This is a genomic window from Paraburkholderia sediminicola (assembly GCF_046027355.1).
Taxonomy (GTDB): domain Bacteria; phylum Pseudomonadota; class Gammaproteobacteria; order Burkholderiales; family Burkholderiaceae; genus Paraburkholderia; species Paraburkholderia sediminicola_B.
In genome coordinates this window covers 113,485-133,032 of sequence record NZ_JAQQEK010000004.1, presented here as the reverse complement: position 1 = coordinate 133,032, position 19,548 = coordinate 113,485, and the positions used below count along the sequence as shown (strand labels likewise).

The following is a 19,548-nucleotide window of genomic DNA, read 5'->3' as shown; positions in this document are numbered from 1 at the left end:
GATGAATCTGCCAACCGGACCCAACCCGCCGAACGTCACGAACGTGGCCAGCGCGCCGGACGCGATCCCGCCACGCCGCTTGCGCGAGGTCGAGCGTCTGACCGACGCGATCGAGCACGAGATTCTCTCGACCCGCAATATCGCGCGGACCGGCAAGGTGCTCGAAGTGATCGGCACGCTCGTGAAAGTGGGCGGTCTCGACGTGACGCTCGGCGAATTGTGCGAACTGCGTTCGGCGCATGGCGAACTGTTGCAACTTGCCGAGGTGATCGGTTTTACTCGCGATGTCGCGCTGTTGTCGCCGTTTTCGCGGCTCGCCGAGATTTCCCGCTCGACCCAGGTCGTGGGACTCGGCCGGCCGCTCTCGGTGCGGGTCGGCGATGCGCTGCTCGGCCGCGTGATCGACAGCCTTGGCGAGCCAATCGACGGACTCGGGCCGATCGACGCCGACGAGGAGCGGCCGGTGTTCGCGAGTCCGCCCGATCCGATGAGCCGGCAGATGATCGAACTGCCGATCGCCACCGGCGTGCGCGTCGTCGACGGCATGATGACGCTGGCCGAGGGGCAGCGCATGGGTATTTTCGCGCCCGCGGGCGTTGGTAAAAGCACCTTGCTCGGCATGTTCGCACGCGGCGCCCAATGCGACGTGACGGTGATCGCGCTGATCGGCGAACGCGGTCGCGAAGTACGCGAATTCGTGGAACTGATACTCGGCCCGGCAGGCATGCAGCGCTCGATCGTGGTGTGCGCGACCTCCGACCGCTCGTCGATCGAACGCGCCAAGGCCGCCTATGTCGCGACCGCGATCGCCGAGCATTTTCGCGATCAGGGCCTGCGGGTTCTGCTGATGATGGATTCGTTGACGCGCTTCGCGCGCGCGCAGCGAGAGATCGGTCTGGCGGCGGGCGAGCCGCCCGCGCGGCGAGGTTTTCCGCCGTCGATCTTCGCCGAGTTGCCGCGCCTTCTGGAGCGTGCCGGCATGGGTCCGCGCGGTTCGATTACCGGCCTGTACACGGTTCTCGCCGAGGACGAATCTGGCAGCGATCCGATTGCCGAGGAAGTGCGCGGGATTCTCGACGGCCACATGATCCTGTCGCGGGACATCGCGGCGAAAAACCAGTACCCGGCAATCGACGTGCTCGCGAGCCTGTCGCGCGTCATGCCGCAGGTGATGACCGCCGAATACGTGCGGGCCGCCGCGCATCTGCGTGAACTGCTGGCCAAGCATCGCGAAGTCGAGATGCTGTTGCAGATCGGCGAATACCAGCCGGGCAACAATCCGCTCGCCGACGAAGCGATCCGCAAGATCGAGGCGATTCGCGCGTTTCTGTCGCAAGGAACCAACGAATTCACCGCGCCCGAAGACACCGAAGCGCGCCTCTTCGCGTTGGCGCGCGGGTGAGCCGATGACGACGTCCGCGAACGATCGCCGCCTGCTTGCGCTACGCCGGACCACCGCGCGCCGGACCCGGCTCGAGGACACGCTGCGTGCCACGCTCGCGTCGCGTCGCGCCGAACACGAGCGGGCGGTGCAAGGCCGCGACGAAAAATTATCCGCCGTACAGGCTAAACGCGGCACGCTCGCGCCCTGTCATGACCGCATCGCCCGGATGATGAGCGGCAACGAAGCGTTTTCATTGACCGAGATGACGGACCGCATGCGCTTCGCGGAACTTGTCGCGGAACAGTTGCGCGCGCTGGAAAGCGAGCTTGCCGCGCTGGAGCAAGCCGTGGAAGCACGTGCCGGCGAAGTCGCCGCGGCAGCGCGAGCGATTGCGAATAACCGCGGACGTATCGACATGTGCAACGAACGTATCGTCGGCATCGGCCGCACGCTGGAGGCGGCCGCCAACGATGCTGCCGACGAAGAGGCCGAAGAGTCGGCGCTCGCACGGATTCGCGGCGCGTCGGGCAAGCACGCATGAGCGATCGCGCTGCAGGCGTCGGCCTTGTCGCGGCCATCGCGAGGCTCGCGTTGCGCCGCCGTCCTGCGGGCCGCTGTCGTGCGCACTCTAAACATTGGCGATGAACGATTCCCTTACCACGCTGCCGCAACTCGCGGCGAGCGCGACTGGCCTGCTTGCGCTGATCGGTGTCTGTTCGACGCGCCTTTTTATCGTGCTCTACCTGTTTCCGCCGACCGCCGACGGAATCCTGCAAGGTGTCGTGCGCAACGGCGTCGTCGTGCTGTTCAGTTCGTTCATCGCCTACGGTCAGCCGGCCTCGCTGATGACGTCGCTGTCGGGCGTCGTGCTGGTCGAGATATTGATGAGAGAAGCGGTGATCGGGCTCGTGCTCGGCTTCGCGGCATCGAGCGTGTTCTGGGTGGCGGAAGCGGCCGGCACCTATGTCGACGATCTGACAGGCTACAACAACGTGCAGTTGACCAATCCGCTGCGCGAGGATCAGTCGACGCCGACAGCCACACTGCTCATGCAGATCGCCAGCGCGGCCTTCTGGACTTTCGGCGGAATGATGTTTCTGCTCGGCGTGCTGTACGAGTCGTATCACTGGTGGCCGCTGACGTCGTCGACGCCGGTTGCATCGAACGTGCTCGAAAGCTTCGTCCTGCAGCAAACCGATTCGCTGATGCAGACCACCGCCAAGCTTGCCGCGCCCATGCTGTTCATCCTGGTGCTCGTCGATCTGGCGTTCGGCTTCGGCGCGAAATCCGCCGACAAGCTGGACCTGATGACGCTGAGCCAGCCTGTCAAGGGCACGCTCGCCGTACTGATGCTGGCGTTGCTGGCGGGAATCTTCGTCAATGAAGTCAAGGACCAACTGATGCTGACTCACCTCTCCGACCAGTTGCGAAACGTCGCCGAGCCGCCGAAAACCGACCCGCCGAGGAAATAGCATGCCGTTCGTGGTGCCGTGCCAACGCAAATCTCAACCCTTCTCAAATACGTGCGCATAGTCAGATTTGTTGAAGATGTGAAACAGACGCTTCGATACATTGCGTTTATGCGTTTCGCTCATCTTCTGGCGCTGCGCTATACGCTGCCCGAGATTCCCGAACGGCCGCGCTACGGTCTCCGACATGCCGCGGCAGCGACAGCCGCGGCTTACTCCCAACCAATACGAAATCCATGAAGAAGAAACGGCTCATGCGCGCGGCCACGCTGGCGGCGTCTCTTGCAATCGCGTTCGCCGGCCAACTGGCCGATGCCGCGACGATCAACTGGCGCGGCGCCACGGTCCACGTCGTGGCCGAAGGCCAGGACCTCAAGGACGTGCTGCGCGATTTCACGGCGGGGCAGGGCGTGCCGGCCACGATCTCGGGGGACGTACACGGCACGGTGACGGGACACTTCGATATGTCACCGCAGCGTTTTCTCGACACGCTCGCGTCGACCTTCGGCTTTGTCTGGTTCTACGACGGCAGTGTGCTGTCGATCAGCGATGCTAACGGTGTGACGCGCCAGATCGTCAAGCTCGACCACGCGACCACCAACGATCTGCGTTCGGCGCTTCAGCAACTGCATGTCGACAACACGCGTTTCCCGCTCACTTACGACGACAAGCAGGGCACCGCGCTGGTGAGCGGGCCTGCGCCTTATGTTCAACTCGTCGCGGAGATCGCGCGGCGGCTCGACGACAGCACCGGCCAACGCACGGGCTCGGTAATCCGCGTGTTTCCGTTGCGCCACGCCTGGGCCGCCGACCATAACGTCGAGATCGACGGCAAGACGGTGACGGTGACCGGCGTCGCGAACCTGTTGTCGAGCATGTATCACACCGACGGTGCGGGCGCCGGCGCGAGAAGCGGCTATAGCATTCCGGGCTTTCGCAGCGCGACGGAGCCCACCGTGCGCCGTTTGCAACCGATGCAGGACGTCACGGGCAGCAGGTTGGGCGGCGCGCCAGAAAGTGGAATCAACCCGCCGTTGCCCGCTTCGCTCGGTCCCAACGGCGCGCCGGCGCCAGGGCTTGGCGGCCTGCTGAGCGGCATGGCCGCGGGCGGCAGCCCGCAGGGCAACATGCCGGTGCTGTCGTGGTATGGCGGCAGCGAAGCGGGGTCGAGCGCCAGCGGCGTCGCCGATACGTTTGGCGGCGGGTCACAGTCGCTGCCGGTGATCGAAGCCGATGCGCGTACCAACTCCGTGCTGATCCGCGATCTGCCACAGCGTCTCGACCAGTACCGGACACTGGTCGATCAACTCGACGTGAAGCCGAAGCTGATCGAGATCGAAGCGCACATCATTGAAATCGACGACGACGCACTCAAGCAGATCGGTGTCGACTGGCGCGCGCACAACAGTCACCTGGATTTCCAGACCGGCAATGGCACCACCCAACAGAACGGCTATAACGGCAACATCAATCCGATCTTCGGCACGCAGACGCTGCAGGACGGCGCCACGGTCATCAGCACGACGCCGGCGGGCGCGTCGCTGACGGCGGTGCTGGGCAATGCGGGACGCTATCTGCTCGCGCGCGTCAACGCGTTGCAACAGAGCAATCTCGCGCGCATCGACGCGAGCCCGACGGTCGCGACGCTCAACAACGTGGAAGCGTTGATGGATCAGAAGACGCGCTTTTTCGTGCGCGTGTCGGGTTATACGTCAGCGGATCTGTATAGCGTGTCGACCGGCGTGTCGCTGCGCGTGCTGCCGCTCGTGGTCGAGGAAAATGGCCAGACGCAGATCAAGCTGAACGTGCATATCGAGGACGGCTCGGTCACCTCGCAGCAGGTCGACAACATCCCGATCATCACGACCAGCACGATCAACACCGAGTCGTTCGTGACGCAAGGCGAGAGTCTGCTGATCGCGGGCTACAAGGTCGACAGCTCGACCAACGGCGAAAACGGCGTGCCCGTGCTGTCGAAGATTCCGTTCCTCGGCGGGCTGTTCCGCTATCGCAACGACGAACATAGCCATATGGAGCGGCTGTTCCTCCTATCGCCGCGCGTCATCGAGTTCTGAGCAGGCCTGCTTGACGCGCGCGCCGGATTGAAGCCCGATCGCCATTCAGCCGTTGGCCGGTAACGCTCAGTTAACGCTCAGTTGACGCAGCGGGTGCGCGACGGGAAGGTGGCGACCGGCCAACGCACGCACTTCACCTTCGGGCTGCTGGTACTGCAGTCGGCGACGCTCGCCGCGGCCGGATCGGGCCACGGCGCCGCATTGCATGCCGCCGGGCTGTCGGCCGGATGAATCTCCGCGTGCTGCGTCCCGGGCGATGCGAACACGTCCGCTACCGCGTGGCCGGCGCGCACGCGGCGGCGCGGTGCGTTCGCGATTGCCGCGATCCGTCGCGACGCGTTATCCGTCGATACGGCCGGCTGGCGCGCCGTCGTCAATGCGGGTATCGGTTCCGGCATTTCTGTCATGACCTCGCCGGCGAGTTCGATGCGGTAGCCGTGGGCGTACATGGTGCGCAGCTGGACGCCGTGTGGGCCGTTGAGCTCGAGTTTCTTGCGCAGCTTGTAGATGTGCTGCTCCAGACTGCGCCCGACGATATCTTCCGAACTGCTCCAGACCGCGCCAGCGATCTGCCGGCGGCTGATGTACTCGCCGGGGCGCGAAAACAGGAGCCATGCAATCGCGAACTCGCGCGACGTCAGGCGTATCGCGTCGCTGCCGATCCGCACGGTGCACGTGCTGCGGTCGAGCTGATAAAGACCGTATTCGAGGTGATCGTCCGCATCCACGTTTTGCACCGGCTGGAACCGCCGCAGCGTAAGGTGCACGCGCAGCATCAATTCGCGCGGATCGACCGGAGCCAGCACGACGTTGTCCGCGCCCGCAGCGAACAGTTGGTCGATGCGGGGACAGTCGTGGGGCACGCCAATCACGATCAGCGCGGCACGGCGCGCGAAATCGGTTGAAAGTCGGGCGAGCAGCGGCAGCAGCTCGTCTTCTTCGAGGTTCGCGTCGATCAGGATCGCATCGTAGCTGTCGATATCGATCGCACGGGTCAGCGCCGCCGGATCGCCGAACTGGCCACACGTCGCGTCATCGGCCTTGAAGCACTGACAGATCGCGCTAAAAAGCGCGACGTTCCTCGCCATGATGGCAAGCTTCATTTTTCCTCCACGAGTCGACGGTGCTGCGTGCGCGAGTGGACGAGTCGTCGCACTTCGCGGCTCCACGCATTCCGTTTGAAATGGACGGTAAGGCGCCGCGATGACCAGCTATGTAACATTGTGTTTCAAAGCGCGAGCGGGTGAGCGGTTCCCGGCAATGGCCCCGAGCAACTTCCGGCCGCCGGTTTCCTTGCTGCGTGCCTTTCGTGGCGATTCCGCGGCCGGCCCAGGCGTGTGTGAAATCGTTTTCAAAACGGCGTTTAAATCCTTACAGCTCGCGTGCTTTCAGCAGCCTGAAGGCCTTGCCCTGACTGAAGACATCGAACTTTTCTTTCAGTGGAGAAAGCCTTTGTTAAGCTGATTTGAGGATTGCCCTGCGATATCCGCCAATTGTCAGGCGAAAAGCGTCCGCTAGTGCGTATGAGCATTGTTGAGCGTGTCGCCAGGCGGCTTCTTTAACATCGGATCGACAATCGTATGCAGGCTCAACATCAAAAGGCGCGGGTGGTCGACGCGAAGCCAGTCAATGCCGTTTTTGTTCAACGCGTGGTACGTCGCGGCGTTCAGCCATGAAGTCACCGCGTCAGGGTTGCTTGCCCGCACCGTGCTGGAGCATCCGGTCGTGCTGTACCGCGATGCGGGCGGCGCGGCCATAGCGCTCGACGATCGCTGCCCGCACCGGTTCGCACCGTTGTCGCGCGGGCGTCTGATCGATGGTGCGCTGGAGTGTCCATATCACGGCCTGCGTTTTGGAACCTCCGGCGCGTGTGTGTTCAACCCGCACGGCGATGGACGCGTGCCACCCGCCGCGACGGTGCGGCGTTATCCGGTGCGGGAGCGATACGGCGCGATCTGGATCTGGCCCGGCGACCCGCGGCGCGCCGACGCCGCGCCGCTGCCGGACTTCGATTTTCTCGATCCCGAGCACAACGTGACGAGCGATGGCTACCTGCTGACGAACGCCGGCTATCAATTGAGCGCGGACAATCTGCTCGACCTCAGCCACTTCCAGTATCTGCATCCGGCCACGCTCGGCAGCGACGCGATGGCGCATGGCAGCGTGCAGGCAATCGAACAGGACGACACGGTCTGGGTTCGCCGCGACATGACGGCAGAACGGCTGCAGCCGCTCGTCGCGGATACTTTCGGCCTCGCGCGTGGCGTGCTCGCGGACCGGCGCCTCGACGTGCGCTGGAAACCGCCGGGACTGCTGACGGTGTTCGTGCGCGTGGCCGAAACCGGCGCGTCGCCGGACACCGCGCGCGTCGGCCTATCCGCTCACTGGCTGACGCCGCAAACGGCAACCAGTACCCATTATTTCTTTGCTTTCGGCTTGCCTCGCGCGATGGGCGACGCGGCCGCCATGCTTGTGCGCGCCGCGATCGAAGGTTTGATGCAGCCGTTTCGCGATGAAGATCTGCCGATGCTCGAAGCGCAGCAGCGGGCTATCGGCACGAGCGATTTCTGGTCGCTACGTCCGGTACTGCTGCCGATCGATGCCGGCGCGCTGCGCGCGCGCCGCATCATGGAGCGCTTGATTGCCGGCGAGCGCAACGCGGGCCGCGCGGCTGCGCAGGGCACGCCCGCCGGCACGCTCAGGGAGCCGGCCGAATGACGGCGACGGTCTCGGAGCCGAATCGTGTCGGGACCGCGCCGGCGTCATTGAACGAAGCCTGGGTCCGCTGCGTCGTGGACGCCGTGTGCAGCACCGGTGTGACGCGCGTCGTGCTGTGCAGCGGAGGACGCTCGTCGCTCATGTGTATCGTGTTCGACGCGGACCCGCGCATCGTCGGGCGGATGGCGTGCGCGGAGGAACGCAGCGGCGCGTTCATCGCCTTGGGGATGGCCAAGGCGAGCGGCGAACCGGTGGCGATCGTCACGACGTCCGGCTCGGCGGTCGGCAATGTGGTGCCCGCGCTCATGGAGGCGGATGCCTGCAATATTCCGCTGGTCGTCGTGAGTTGCGACCGTCCGCAGGCGTTGCGCGGTGCGGGCTTCGGGCAGATGGCCGATCATATCGGCGCGTGCGGGCCGTTCGTGCGCAGCCAGATCGATCTAGCCGATCCCAGCGACGACCCGGCGGCGCTGCGAGCGACGCACGAAGCAGTGACGCGCACGCTGGCGGCGTGGGTCGACGGTCCCGTGCATATCAACGTGCCGCTCGCCGGGGTGTTCGATTCGAGCGAACCGTCGGCGGTGAGCCGCGCGACTTGCGACATGCTGGAGCGTTTGTGTGCGCCAGATGGGCAGGGCGGCGGGTCGGCCGTCACGCTGCGCGGCGGCGCTCGTAGCGGCGCTGGCAATCGTGGCGACGACACAGGCGAGGCCGATTCAGCGCGCCGGATGGCGGCGCGTGTGTTGGCATCGACGGGCCGTCGTCCAGGTTTGCTGCGCGGTCTGATCGTCGCTGGTCCCGATCCCGAAATCGCGCCCGAAGCGATTCGCAAACTTGCGCACGCAACGGGTTTCCCCGTGCTCGCCGACGCGGCGAGCGGTGTGCGCTCGGGCATCGAGTCCGATTGCAATGCGCTGGTGCTGTCCGGCTTCGACGTGTTCGCGCAAGCCTCACCGCTTGCTCAGATGGCGCCCGATCTGGTGATTCGCGCCGGGCACGCGCCGGTTTCCCCGCTCGCGCTGGCGTATCTGGGCGCGCATCCGGCGCGCACGATCAGGATCGCGCGGAGCCGGCCGGTGCGTGACTATCTGCATCCCACGCTGGATCCGCGCGACGTGCTGGTCAGCCCCGGCGACGCCACGCTCGTCGCGCTCGCCGAAGCGCTGACCGGCGGCGCGGCTCCGACTACCGGAAGCCGTTGCGTCGAGCCCGCCTGGCGCGCGATGTGGGCGCGTCTCGCGAGCGACGGGCGTGCGTTGCGCGCGGCGCGTCTCGCGTCGCTGCCATGGGGCGAAGCGGTCGCGATGCACGCGTGCATCGCAGCCGATGGATTTGCGTTCATGCATGTCGGCAACTCGATGCCGGTGCGGCACGCCGACATCTTTTACGACAATCGCGCGGTCTCGCAGACCGTCTATACGAGCCGCGGTGTGTCCGGCATCGACGGCACGCTGTCGACTTTCATCGGCGAATCGATGGCGACGGGCGCTGCGGGGCTGCTCATCATCGGCGATCAGGCGTTCCTGCACGATCTGCCCGCGCTCGGCACGGCACAGCGGATTACGACTCCCGCATGCGTTTGCGTGGTCAACAACCGTGGCGGCGCGATCTTCGATTTCTTGCCGGTGTCGAGTGCGCCGGGTTGCGAGCGCGCGGTGCGCAATCCATACGACATCGACTTCGGCGCGCTCGCCGCGGGTTTCGGACTGCGTTACCGGCGAGCCGCCGAGCGCGCGTCGCTGCACGACGCATTGCAGCGGGGCGCACGCCATCCGGGCCTCAGCATTGTCGAACTCGACGTGCCGGCGCATTCCGCGCTGGAACAGCTTCGCGCGCTCGCGCAACCGCGTGTCGTACCCAGCCGATGAGCGCGATCTTCGCCACCACCGCCGCCGCTTCGCTCGATGCACTACGGCGTTACGAAAGCTCGGCGACGCCGGATGAAATATTTTTTGCCGACATGCTGGAACGCATCGAGGCCGCCCGCGCGCGGTGTGTCGAGCCGCGGCGACTCGCACGACACGCACGACACGGCGCGCCGCTGCGCGTGTTGTTGCTGAGCTACGCGGGCGCGGGCAACACCGGCGCGGATCTGCGCACGATCGAAACCATCCGGCAACTATCCGCTGTATTTGCGACGCGTCGTCTGGACATTGAACTCTTCGCGCGCGGCAATCTGTTTGATCATCCGGTGCTGGCGGCGGTTCGCAAATTGCAGCCGCTCCTGCCGTATGCGCCCGACCTGCTCGCGCAGGCGATGCCTTCATACGATCTTGTGCTGAACGTCGAAGGTTCGACCTATACGTCGAAGTTTTCGGATGCGCTGGCGGCGCTTCTGATCGGCGGGGCGGCGCTCGCGGCCGCGTACGGACGGCCAGCGTTCGCGTACGGCATTGACAGCGGCGCGATGACGCCGGCGTTGACGCGTTTCGCGCAACAGACGGCCGACGGTGTCGAGATTCTATGCCGCAACGAAGCCGCGCGCGAAGCACTGGCCGCGCTCGGCATCGTCGCGCAAGCGGGCGCGGACAGCGCGTGGACGTTCGCGCCGCGTGCGACGGCGCGAGTGCGCTCGCTCGGCGGCAAAGTTGCCGCGCTCTGCCCGGCCAATCCGTTCTGGTGGCCGGTGACGCCGCGGGGTACCGCGGCGCACGAGGGATCGGCCGCGCCGCACGGCATGCCGCCGCGTTACGCGGGCCGCTATTTTCATACGTGGGACGGCGCTCGCGCGCTTGCCTATCGCGGCTACATCGAACGCTTCGCGCGGATCGCGGCTGGTCTGCGCGCGGATGGTTTCACGCCGGTGCTGATCGCGATGGAGCAACTCGACCGTGCCGCCTGCGCTGACATCGCCGCGCACGTGGATTTTTCGATGCCTTGCATCGCGCGCGGCGAGGCCACCCTCGATGACGTGGCGGGCGCCGTGGGTCATGCGGCATGCGTGGTCACGACGAGGTATCACGCGGCGGTGCTGGCGGTTGCGCGCGGCATTCCGGTGTACGGGCTGTCGATGGATGAACGGATCGACCGGTTGCTTCTCGAAGCCGGGCTCGCTGGCTGGCATACGGCGTGTGACGATCCGCACGGCGCGGCTCGCGCGCTCGATGCGCTGTGCGGTGATGCTTCATTGACGCGGCACAGCCACACGTTCGCGGAGCGCGAGCGGGTTCGCTTTGCCGCGATGGGGGAGGCGTTGCGGGCGGCGGTGGGGTAGCGCGGCTCGGCGCGCCTTTTTGCAGGCGCGCAACGTGCCGCGTTCAACGCCGGCCCGCGATACTACGCGGTGGCGTCGGGCTGACTGCCCGTGCCGGGGCCCGCGCTCACCACCGTGCTGCTCGTCGTGTTTGCCGGCGTCTCGCCGCTCTGAGCGCCTTCTTCCGGAGCGGGCGGCGCGGCGGGTTCCCATTTCGTCAGGTTCGTGCCGGACCAGGTCGCATCGTGCGACGCGCGTGCGCCCCATTTGGACCCTTGCGAGCTGCTGCGGGAGGTCGTCCGGAACGTGTACAGACCCATCGGTTGCCAAGCCGACGGATCGTCCAGCCCCGCGCGCAATAGCAGTTCCAGGGCGGCGATTTTCGCGTCGCATTCCCTGCGCTCGCGACCGTTTTGCGCCTTGTCTTTCTTATCGCGCCAGATGTGGCACATCGTGATGTAGTGGTTCAACGCGGGGAGGCGATCTGGCTTGATCACCCAGCGTTCGCCGAATGAAAATTCACCGCTGGATTCCTGCAGGATTTCCTCGAAGAACTGTTGCAGCCGTGCTGGGCCAATAGCGGCTTGCCAGGAGGGGTTGTTCCTGATGTTATGCACAAAGTCATCCGGGTTGGTGTACATCACGTCGCGCAGCGAGGATTCGGGCATCAGACCGCGCGCATCGCTCGACAGGTAAATGAGGCCAGTACGTCCGACCCTGGCGAAATCCACCGACCCGGAGAGCACGGTCTTGCTGGCCGGATTGACCGACTTGATCTCGCCCGTGCCATCTCCGGCAGTGATCGCACGCGGTGCAAATTGCGCACCGGCGGAGACCGTCGCGTTCATCTGCACACTGGTCGAATTGACCTGATTGTTTTGCGAGCCGATTTCCGTGCGATTGCCGCTAACGAACAACCCGGTCGCGCCGCCGTTTGCGAAGACGCCAAAACGGTTCGGCGCGGGCGCTTCGTTTTCGATGTTGGCGCGCACCGCGGCGCCCAGTGTCACCGGCGTCGTACTGAGGGTCGTGCCGCCATTGGTTTGCATCACTAGCGAGATGCGTGGATTGCCTGCAACCCGCTCAGCCCAGACGTGCATGAATTCCTCATGTGAGCCGCCTTCCGCGGTCAGCGCGGCCGCGTCCCACAGAGCCGTGATCATTTCCCGGGTGTGTTTGCGCGAGTCGTCGGGATCGGGCGTACGCCCGAGCCGCGCAGCCGAACCGCGCTGCGTCCGTATCACGGCCGTTTCCTCACGCGACAATGCCGCGCTGGCGGTCGCGGAGCCGGTGAGTCCGGCAATGCCTCTTCTCGAGCCGACTTTGCCCGCGAAGCCGGCAAAGCCCTGCGCGCCGATCGAGGTGGTCAGGCGTCGGCGCCTGCCGTACTGGATCTGGCCGCCGTTATAGGCGGAACCGGCGGCATACACCACCTCGTTCGACAGCGTTGCCACTCCGATCGGACCGACCGAAAGCAGGCCTTTGAACGGCGTTTTGGGGCTGGCCCACAAGCTGGTGTCGACGCCAACTGTCCCACCGTCGTAGAACGAGTAGACCGTACCGTAGACGTTCGTCTCCGTCATCTTGATCTGCTGCTTGCGAATGTTCGCCGCGGTAATCTCCACGAGTGGGGCAACGCCGGGCTGCTTCGTCAACAGGCGCGCCTGGGCGATCCGCTCGTGCAGCGGTTCAGCGAGTTCAGGCGAATACTGGTCGATGCCGCTTTCGGTCATCCAGCGTTCGAGGGCGCGCAGGGTGAACCCGTTCTTCGCATCGTCGCCCGGCGCGCCGTGGCGCATTTCCTTGACGAACGCATCGCGCTTTTGCGGATCGTCGAACACAGCGAGCGTGCGCCGCGCGATGGCGTTGTTTGGCTCCCGCGTGCTCAAGGCTTCGACATGCGCGCGCGCGTCGTCCCACATCCTTCCCGCTTTACGCTCGCTGATCGTGTACGACTGCGGACGCCTTATCCGCAGCTCACGCGGTTTGGCGTCGTACGGCACGGTCGGTCGGGCCTTCTCCCAGGCGCCGAGACGCTCGATATTGAGAGCGCGCGCCAGCATCGTGCCGGTCGTGGCCGCCTCGCCCAGCGTGTCACGACTGTGCGCGAGGACACCGCTACGCACCTCGATCAGCGCGCGGTCGTACGCGCCGCGCGTCGTGTCGTAAAACGACACATCTGCACCAAGCATGTTGTCCATCGAGCGATACGGCGTGCCTTTACCAAGCAACGCGACCGGCGTGTCCTTGATTGCGAGTTCCGCGCGTGCTCTCATGATCTTCAGGCGCTGCCCGGGCGGCGCGCCGGCGATGGTGCCTTGCGTACGATCCACTAGGGCCTGACGTTTTGCGCCACGCTCGACCCAGTCGGTGCAGCCTTCGAACAGCAGCTTCGACGCCTTGTCCAGCGGCGAGCCTGGGCCGTTCTCGACGAATCCCATTTGCCAGGTTCGATAGGAAGTGATCTCTTCGGGTTCGCAATCACCGATATCCCACGCGTCAGCCGGGTTGGGCGGCAGATGACGTGCGGCTGTCAATGCCTGCATGGCCTGCCGTGCGGCGAGATCGTTGACGTTGCGGTCGTGCGCACGCCGGTCGTTGAGCGAGTGCGGTTGAGCGTTGAGATCCTCGTCGAGAGTGCGCAGCATATGACCGGCCTGCAGGTAGACGATCAGCCGCGCGGCTTGCCCGACGCCGCGCTCGGCGTCAGGCGCCGCCTCGCCGAACTGCAAGCGCAGCAAACCTTCGAGCGCGGAAGTCTTGACATGGGCGAGTTGCTGCGCGCATTGCCATGTCCGTTCTTCGAGGTCGGATCGTGTTTCGTCGGGTTCCTCCGCGTTGATATCGAGCGGCAGTTGAAGGCGATCGAGGATCCGGTTGGCGAGCGCAAGGTCGCCACCGCTGGCATCGGCGAGCGCTGTCGCCACCGGCAGCGCGCAACCTGGCGGTAGGGGTTCCACTCTCGCGGGCAGGGCCTCGCTGGCATGCAGCGGTCTCGGCCGTGGCGTCGTCAGGCGGTCGATCAGCCTTTTGAAATCGGCGTTGTGCTGGGATTGCACGCGCGGATCGTCATTGTCCGGAATAGGAAAGAGTTCGCGGACGGTAGCGGTCGGTCGGCTGACATGCAGGGCGACGTTATCGGCCCATTGACGCGCTTCTGCCGTCAACTTGCGGTGGCGCGTTCGCCTCAGTTGCTCGCGAACGACGTACGGACTGAAAAGCTTCAGTCCGGGCACACCGGCTCTCTCGTCGCCGCGAGTAACCAGTTGCGTGGTCACGCGTTGGACGGAACTGGTGCCCATCACGCGGCCCCCCGGCCCTATGCGAATTTCGTCGCCGACTGGCGCTTTATCGAGGTTGACAGGTTGCTTGCGCAGCGGTCGTGGAAATTCCGAATCCGCGGTTGGATTGGCGAGCGTTCCCGCGCTCGACGTCGTGCTTTCAAGCTTGACGGTGGTCGTGTTTGCAACACGAAAAAGGCGCGTGGCCGGGTTGCTCGCAAGGCGATCGCCGATTCGTTTGAGCCGGCCGACCGTGTCGCCGTCTGGTCCGTCTTGAGGCTGCCGAGGCGTTGCCCTTGACGCTGCAGCCTCGGGCTCGGTCGTGCCGCCCGCGTTGTCCAAATGCAGAAAAAATTGGGCTGCCCGTTCAAGGGGATTGAATTTCATCTGCTTCTCCAACATCGACAGTGGGTTCGCAAGCGGTCAAGCCCGGGTACGCGAAAAAAGGCTCTACTGGCTTTGCACGGCGGCAGTAACCGGTACCAATGTGTGCGACTCGGGCGCGGCTCGTTCATCGGCCGGCGCCGTTTCGCCCGGCGTGAACGGCGGCGTCGGCGACGTTGGTTCACCGGCCTGCGCCGCGCGATAAAACAGGTAGGTGGCCGAATAAGGCACGTAAAGCGAAACGCCTTCCTGAGAGCAGGCTGCATCGGGAGGAATGCCGCCCTTGGTGCGCACGCGCTGCACCGAGGTCACGCGAGCGAAGCGTCCTTCGCTCGCTGCCAGTCCGCGCTTGCCGTGGGCGGTGAGCCGTTGCCAGGGCAGCGCGCTTCCCGTGAAGATTTCCTCGCTGCCGACACGACCGATCAGGTAACTGCCGTCATACGCTGCGAAGTAGGAGTCGGGCATCACGGTGCCGACATTGTTGCGCCCTTTATCGACGAGGGTTGCTTCGGTGTGTCCTCCGGCCCACGACAACTGCGCGCCGTTGCGTTTGCAACGGTATATCGCGTCGCCGGTCGCTGTCAGCACGTCCTGCAGTACCTCGCCGGAGGTCGCGCGCAGTGTCGCCGGCAGCGTTTCATTGACGGTCGGAACCGGTTGTGGCGGTGACTTCGTCGCGCATCCCGCGAGCATGCCAACAGCCAGCATGAGGGCCACGATGGACAGCCGCGAGCGGTCATCGGTGGGCGCGATCGACGCAGAGCCTCGGGCGCATGACGCAGCAGCAGAGAGTTTCATTCAGAGCAGCAAGCTTTGCGGATGTTAGGTCGTTCGCAGTAGACCCGAAATGTATGCCGATGACACGAACCGACCCGAAGTTCTGAATGAGGTTGCGTAGCAATCTAGGCCACCCACCACGCATCGACAGCTTCGTTTCCTTACGCATCGATGCGCCCGCGCGGCTATCCCCGCAAATGGCTGCCGTACAGTCAGTTGGGTTCATCCCGTGAGTCGTGCGTGGCTTCGTTTGCGATTGGGCTGCCGGCACGGATTGCTCTCGTCTTTCAAGGAACCGTCATGTCGAATAGCTCATTGCTCACGTCCTCGTATGAGTCGACCGTGTTTGCGACGCCCGCATACGACTCGCTTTCGCACTCGCAACAATCCGAAGCCCAACCCGACGCGGAATTATCGGACTTTGAAAAGTGGGAGCAGGAGATACAGGAAAAAGCATCCACCGCCGATACGACGCTGGATAAATACGACGGTGATCTGCAGAAACAATCGGCCGCCGTCGGCTCGGCCTGGGGCAAGTGGCAAAACAAGGTGCAGACGAGTTCGGCTTACGCCGGTTTTCGCAAGACGGTCAGCAAGTTTTCGCTCAGCCCATTCGACGAAGCACTCCTCGCCCTTTGTCTGGCGATGACGAAGGCGTCGGGCGGTTCCACCGCGAGCGCGGGCGGCGGGGCGAACGTGACGTCGGTGGGCTCCGGCAATCCGGCCAGCATCGCCGAAAAGCTGCGCGGCCAGTCGGCGGCCAGCCTCAAGGCCGATCAGGCCGTACCGATGACGAACAACGCGCCGAACAACGAATGTTGCGCGAACTTCGTGTCCGCGGTTTTGCAGAAAGCCGGCGAACTGTCCGGATCCCAGCATACGGTCAGCGTCGCGCAACTGTCGAGTGAGCTCAGGAAGGACGGCTGGCATGTCGTCAGCAGGAGCCAGGCGAAACCGGGCGATGTGTGCATCGAGGGCGGCGATCAGCATACCGAACTGGTTGCGAGCAACAGCCACGGCAAGATTACGCTGATCGGTTCGAACAACACATCGGCGGCGGGACATCCGCAGGTGGTTTCATACGACAGCTACACCGGTAATCTGAGCAACGCGGTGTACCTGGAGAAATGAGCGAGGCTCGAACAGCAGATCCTCACGCGGTTTGTTTCGTATCTGGCAATGTGTTGAGCCGATATTTTTCAATCCTGTAAGCATTGTCTGTGAAAACTTCGTTTCGTTGTCCATGACATCGCGCCGTGGAAGTTCGGAATGGTTCGGGTCGTTAGAGTGATGCGATAGGTTCCGGGTGAATGCGAGACTCGAAGCGCTGTTGCGCAGGTGTGCCGAGCAGCTGCCGGCTGGCTCGACCTCATCTCTTATGCCGGGTGCGCTCGCCGCGCGTGCCCCGCTCGACGATTCCGATAGCGGCAATTCAAACAATGCAAATCAGAAAGGTAAACTGTCATGAGCGATAGTGGAAGAGTCGGTGCGTCCGGTGGAGCACTGCCGGACATCCCTGTAGAAACGGCGGAGGGGACACCGCAGCCGGAGGGCAAAAAGAGTTTGCTCCAGCACGCAGCCAGGAAACTGGCCGGCGCGTCCAGGAAGCTGGAGGATCTCGCTAATCCGGAGACTCGGAGCAGCGCCACCGAGGACATCAAGAAAGCGTTAGGTCAGCGATCGAGGAAGGTCGCCCTGCGAGTCACCACGGCGACGGCCGACAGCGCAGCTAAGGCGGCAAACCGCATCGCGGCTTCGCAAACCGCGGCCGCGCCCGAGGCCAATACACCGGCCCTGTCGAAAGAAGAACAGGCTATAGAGGCCCAGAATGCGCCTGCGTGGAGAAACCTCGATCGCGTGCTCACGTTCTTCACCAAGCGCGGCATCGACAAGTTCCACGCCGAAGGCGGTTTGAAGCGTTCTGCAGAGTCGCTACAACACGCCGAACGAGTGACGATACTTACCGGGTTCTCGGTCGACAAACGTAAGGACGGCTCTCCCTTGCCGGAAACCGATGGGCCCGCGGGCGCCGCTGCGCTTGCGCATTCGCTGATCGGCATGGGTAAAGTCGTTACGTTCATTACCGACAAAGCCAACGAGTCGGTATTGCGCGCGTCGATGCGGGCGCTGAACCCGGAAGCCGAGAAGTTCATGCATTTCGACGTGATAGACGAGCCGCACGGAAGCGAAGCGGCGGCGAGACGGGCCGACCAGCTTCTCGATCAGCATCGTCCGGACGCCGTGGTCGCGCTCGAACTGCCGAGCCGCAACGAAAAGGGCAAGCGCCTCAACATGCGCGGCATCAATATCAACCCGTTCAATGGGCCAGTCGATCAGGTGATGATCAACGCCAAAAAGCGGGGCATCACGACCATCGGCATTGGCGATGGCGGTAACGAGGCCGGCACGGCCGGATTGAAGAACATTCCGCTCGCGCTGAACGGGGAAAAAATGGCCGCTGCGGTGCCCGCCGACGTGGTCCTTACGGCGTGGAACTCGAATCTTGGCGGTCTTGCTCTCGGCGCGGCGGTGGAGCAGCTCACCACCGGTAAGCTTGATCATCTAGTCACCAACGAACAATACGCGGCGGCGGTCAAGGCCTCGCTGGCTGCAGGCGCGGTGGATGGCGTGACACGCGGCAGTGTCCTGAACGAGCCGACTGCCGATGGAAAGGGCGCCACGGGTGTCGACGGTTTCGGGATGAACATTCATTTCGCAATGCTCGACATGCTGCGCAACTACGCCTCGGATTTGACACCGAACAAGCAGGGCGTGCAGCGCGCATCTGGAAACGCGATCATTGCCGCTGTCGATTCCGGCGATGGCGTTCTCCACGCAGTGGCGGCGATGACCAATTTTCTCAAGCATCGATCGACGCGCCCAGTCCAGTTCGTTGTGCTGGCGGACCACGGCGCGGGCGCATACGGTGACTTGACGAAGGAGGAGGTCGCAAAGCGTACGCGAGATATCGTGGAGTCGGCGCGAAAGGTCAATCCGGATTGCATTGCCATCGATTGCAACACGATGGGTACGGTCAACGAGCCGTTCGGCCCCAATGTTTTCAATGTGACCGATACCACTGCCGCGGCGATAGTCGAGCACGGAGGCGCGCGGCCGGCCATGCTGTCGACCAGAATCACCGCGGAGTCGTTCACTTATCCGAACCTGATTGCAGCACACGCCGCGAAACATCCGGACGAATCGAAGCGCGGCATCAAGTTGAACGACGGATATGCGGTCGCCGCTCCGGGTTGGGCGAACGCAGTCAATGATCTCGATCACCTGGCTACCGATAAGGGCGTGCAGGAAAGGGTCGATGCACTGGTGCAAAAGTTTGTGGACCAGATACCGGCTGACGCGACATCGGTATGGTTGTGCTGCACCCATTTTCCGGGGCTCAAGCGACACGTCGAGAAGGCCATGGAGAAACGTGGGCTGGGGCATGTCAAGGTTATCGACCCGATCGAATACCAGGCGAACGCACTCGCGGCGCATATCGAATCGCAGATCATCGATACCGGCGACCGCATCTACCACGGCCATCCGCTGGTTCTCACGACCGGCAGCCGCCCGAAGGTCCAGGAATCGGCGAACGCGGTATTGGGTAACGGCGCGAAGGTGTTCCACGTCAACGGGTTTGGCCGGAGATTCAGTCTCCGCGTCCTGCCGCGACTGCGGGAAAGCGAAGAACGCGTAGCACCATCCGTGCGGCAGCCGCGCCGGGCGCCGGCTACGCGGCGCCTGGGCCAGGAGGGCGGTAAAGGTCCGGAAAACCGCCCGCAGTAACGTCTCTTCCCGCTGACCTGACACTCGATGCGCCGCCCCCGGCGGCGCATCGTCAATATATCCATCCTGGTGAACTCCCATGAATATTTCGCAATTCCAACGTGTCGTTGAAGAACTCTGCCAGGTGGTCGGTTTCGAATCGCCAGAGGCGCTGATCGAGGGCGGCTTTCTGCAGGTCGACGACAATTTCGTTTCGATGTTTTATAACGACGCGCTCGATCCCGACGTGATGCAGGTATTTATCGACCTGGGACCGATGCCTGATGCGCATGCCGATGCGTACAAGACGTTCATGAAACTCAATTTCGAACTGAGTGCCGGGCAGCGCGGCGCGCTCAGCCTGCATCCGAATAACGGCAATCTGTTTTATTCGTTTCGCTATCGCCTCGACGAGGAGGCCTCGGGACAGCGGCTACTGGATGCATTGATCCGCTTTGTCGCCGATCTTGGCGTTCAGGCGTTGGCGCTCAGCTAGAACCCG

At 64.1% G+C, this 19,548-nt stretch carries 14 protein-coding genes; 11 read left to right on the top strand and 3 right to left on the bottom strand.

Annotated elements, in window-relative coordinates:
- The first annotated feature begins 1 nt into the window (after position 1).
- The 4 genes from sctN (at position 2) to sctC (ending at position 4,928) form a co-directional block, all read left to right on the top strand.
- The gene (gene sctN / locus PQR42_RS08915; protein ID WP_408493618.1) at positions 2-1,402 is read left to right on the top strand and encodes a type III secretion system ATPase SctN; all 1,401 of its coding nucleotides are present in this window, start codon (positions 2-4) and stop codon (positions 1,400-1,402) included.
- Positions 1,403-1,406: 4 nt separating this feature from the next.
- Positions 1,407-1,925 (top strand): type III secretion protein, encoded by a 519-nt coding sequence (locus PQR42_RS08910; protein ID WP_408386259.1) that lies wholly within the window; start codon positions 1,407-1,409, stop codon positions 1,923-1,925.
- Between the two features lie 100 nt (positions 1,926-2,025).
- Positions 2,026-2,856 (top strand): type III secretion system export apparatus subunit SctT, encoded by an 831-nt coding sequence (gene sctT, locus PQR42_RS08905; protein WP_408386261.1) that lies wholly within the window; start codon positions 2,026-2,028, stop codon positions 2,854-2,856.
- A 233-nt stretch (positions 2,857-3,089) separates the two neighbouring features.
- The gene (gene sctC, locus PQR42_RS08900) at positions 3,090-4,928 is read left to right on the top strand and encodes a type III secretion system outer membrane ring subunit SctC (RefSeq protein WP_408386263.1); all 1,839 of its coding nucleotides are present in this window, start codon (positions 3,090-3,092) and stop codon (positions 4,926-4,928) included.
- A 77-nt stretch (positions 4,929-5,005) separates the two neighbouring features.
- Here sctC and PQR42_RS08895 read toward each other — a convergent pair whose 3' ends face one another.
- Positions 5,006-6,031, bottom strand: coding sequence for a winged helix-turn-helix domain-containing protein (locus tag PQR42_RS08895; protein ID WP_408386265.1), 1,026 nt, complete (start codon positions 6,029-6,031; stop codon positions 5,006-5,008).
- Positions 6,032-6,131: 100 nt separating this feature from the next.
- Between PQR42_RS08895 and PQR42_RS08890 the strand changes: the two genes are divergently transcribed.
- The 4 genes from PQR42_RS08890 to PQR42_RS08875 all read left to right on the top strand — a co-directional run bounded on the left by PQR42_RS08890 (position 6,132) and on the right by PQR42_RS08875 (position 10,860).
- The gene (locus tag PQR42_RS08890; RefSeq protein WP_408386267.1) at positions 6,132-6,392 is read left to right on the top strand and encodes a hypothetical protein; all 261 of its coding nucleotides are present in this window, start codon (positions 6,132-6,134) and stop codon (positions 6,390-6,392) included.
- A gap of 165 nt (positions 6,393-6,557) precedes the next feature.
- Positions 6,558-7,646, top strand: coding sequence for an aromatic ring-hydroxylating dioxygenase subunit alpha (locus PQR42_RS08885; RefSeq protein ID WP_408386269.1), 1,089 nt, complete (start codon positions 6,558-6,560; stop codon positions 7,644-7,646).
- Positions 7,643-9,514: a 2-succinyl-5-enolpyruvyl-6-hydroxy-3-cyclohexene-1-carboxylic-acid synthase gene (gene menD / locus PQR42_RS08880; protein WP_408386271.1), complete on the top strand. Its 1,872-nt coding sequence runs from the start codon at positions 7,643-7,645 to the stop codon at positions 9,512-9,514. The genes PQR42_RS08885 and menD overlap by 4 nt, the downstream gene beginning before the upstream one ends.
- Positions 9,511-10,860: a polysaccharide pyruvyl transferase family protein gene (locus PQR42_RS08875; protein ID WP_408386273.1), complete on the top strand. Its 1,350-nt coding sequence runs from the start codon at positions 9,511-9,513 to the stop codon at positions 10,858-10,860. Before menD ends, PQR42_RS08875 begins: the two co-directional genes overlap by 4 nt.
- Positions 10,861-10,922: 62 nt before the next feature.
- On the opposite strand, the gene PQR42_RS08870 is transcribed toward PQR42_RS08875, so the two are convergent.
- Positions 10,923-14,507 carry a hypothetical protein gene (locus PQR42_RS08870; RefSeq protein WP_408386274.1) on the bottom strand — a complete coding sequence of 1,195 codons (3,585 nt, stop codon included), beginning with the start codon at positions 14,505-14,507 and terminating at the stop codon, positions 10,923-10,925.
- Positions 14,508-14,570: 63 nt separating this feature from the next.
- Entirely contained in the window at positions 14,571-15,302 is a 732-nt protein-coding gene (locus PQR42_RS08865; RefSeq protein WP_408386276.1) for a DUF3455 domain-containing protein, read from the bottom strand.
- A 279-nt stretch (positions 15,303-15,581) separates the two neighbouring features.
- Between PQR42_RS08865 and PQR42_RS08860 the strand changes: the two genes are divergently transcribed.
- The 3 genes from PQR42_RS08860 to PQR42_RS08850 all read left to right on the top strand — a co-directional run bounded on the left by PQR42_RS08860 (position 15,582) and on the right by PQR42_RS08850 (position 19,542).
- Complete coding sequence (locus PQR42_RS08860; protein ID WP_408386278.1) at positions 15,582-16,412, top strand: hypothetical protein; 831 nt, start codon at positions 15,582-15,584, stop codon at positions 16,410-16,412.
- Between the two features lie 333 nt (positions 16,413-16,745).
- Entirely contained in the window at positions 16,746-19,067 is a 2,322-nt protein-coding gene (locus PQR42_RS08855; protein ID WP_408386280.1) for a glutamate cyclase domain-containing protein, read from the top strand.
- Positions 19,068-19,146: 79 nt separating this feature from the next.
- The gene (locus tag PQR42_RS08850) at positions 19,147-19,542 is read left to right on the top strand and encodes a CesT family type III secretion system chaperone (RefSeq protein WP_408212550.1); all 396 of its coding nucleotides are present in this window, start codon (positions 19,147-19,149) and stop codon (positions 19,540-19,542) included.
- Positions 19,543-19,548 lie beyond the last annotated feature (6 nt).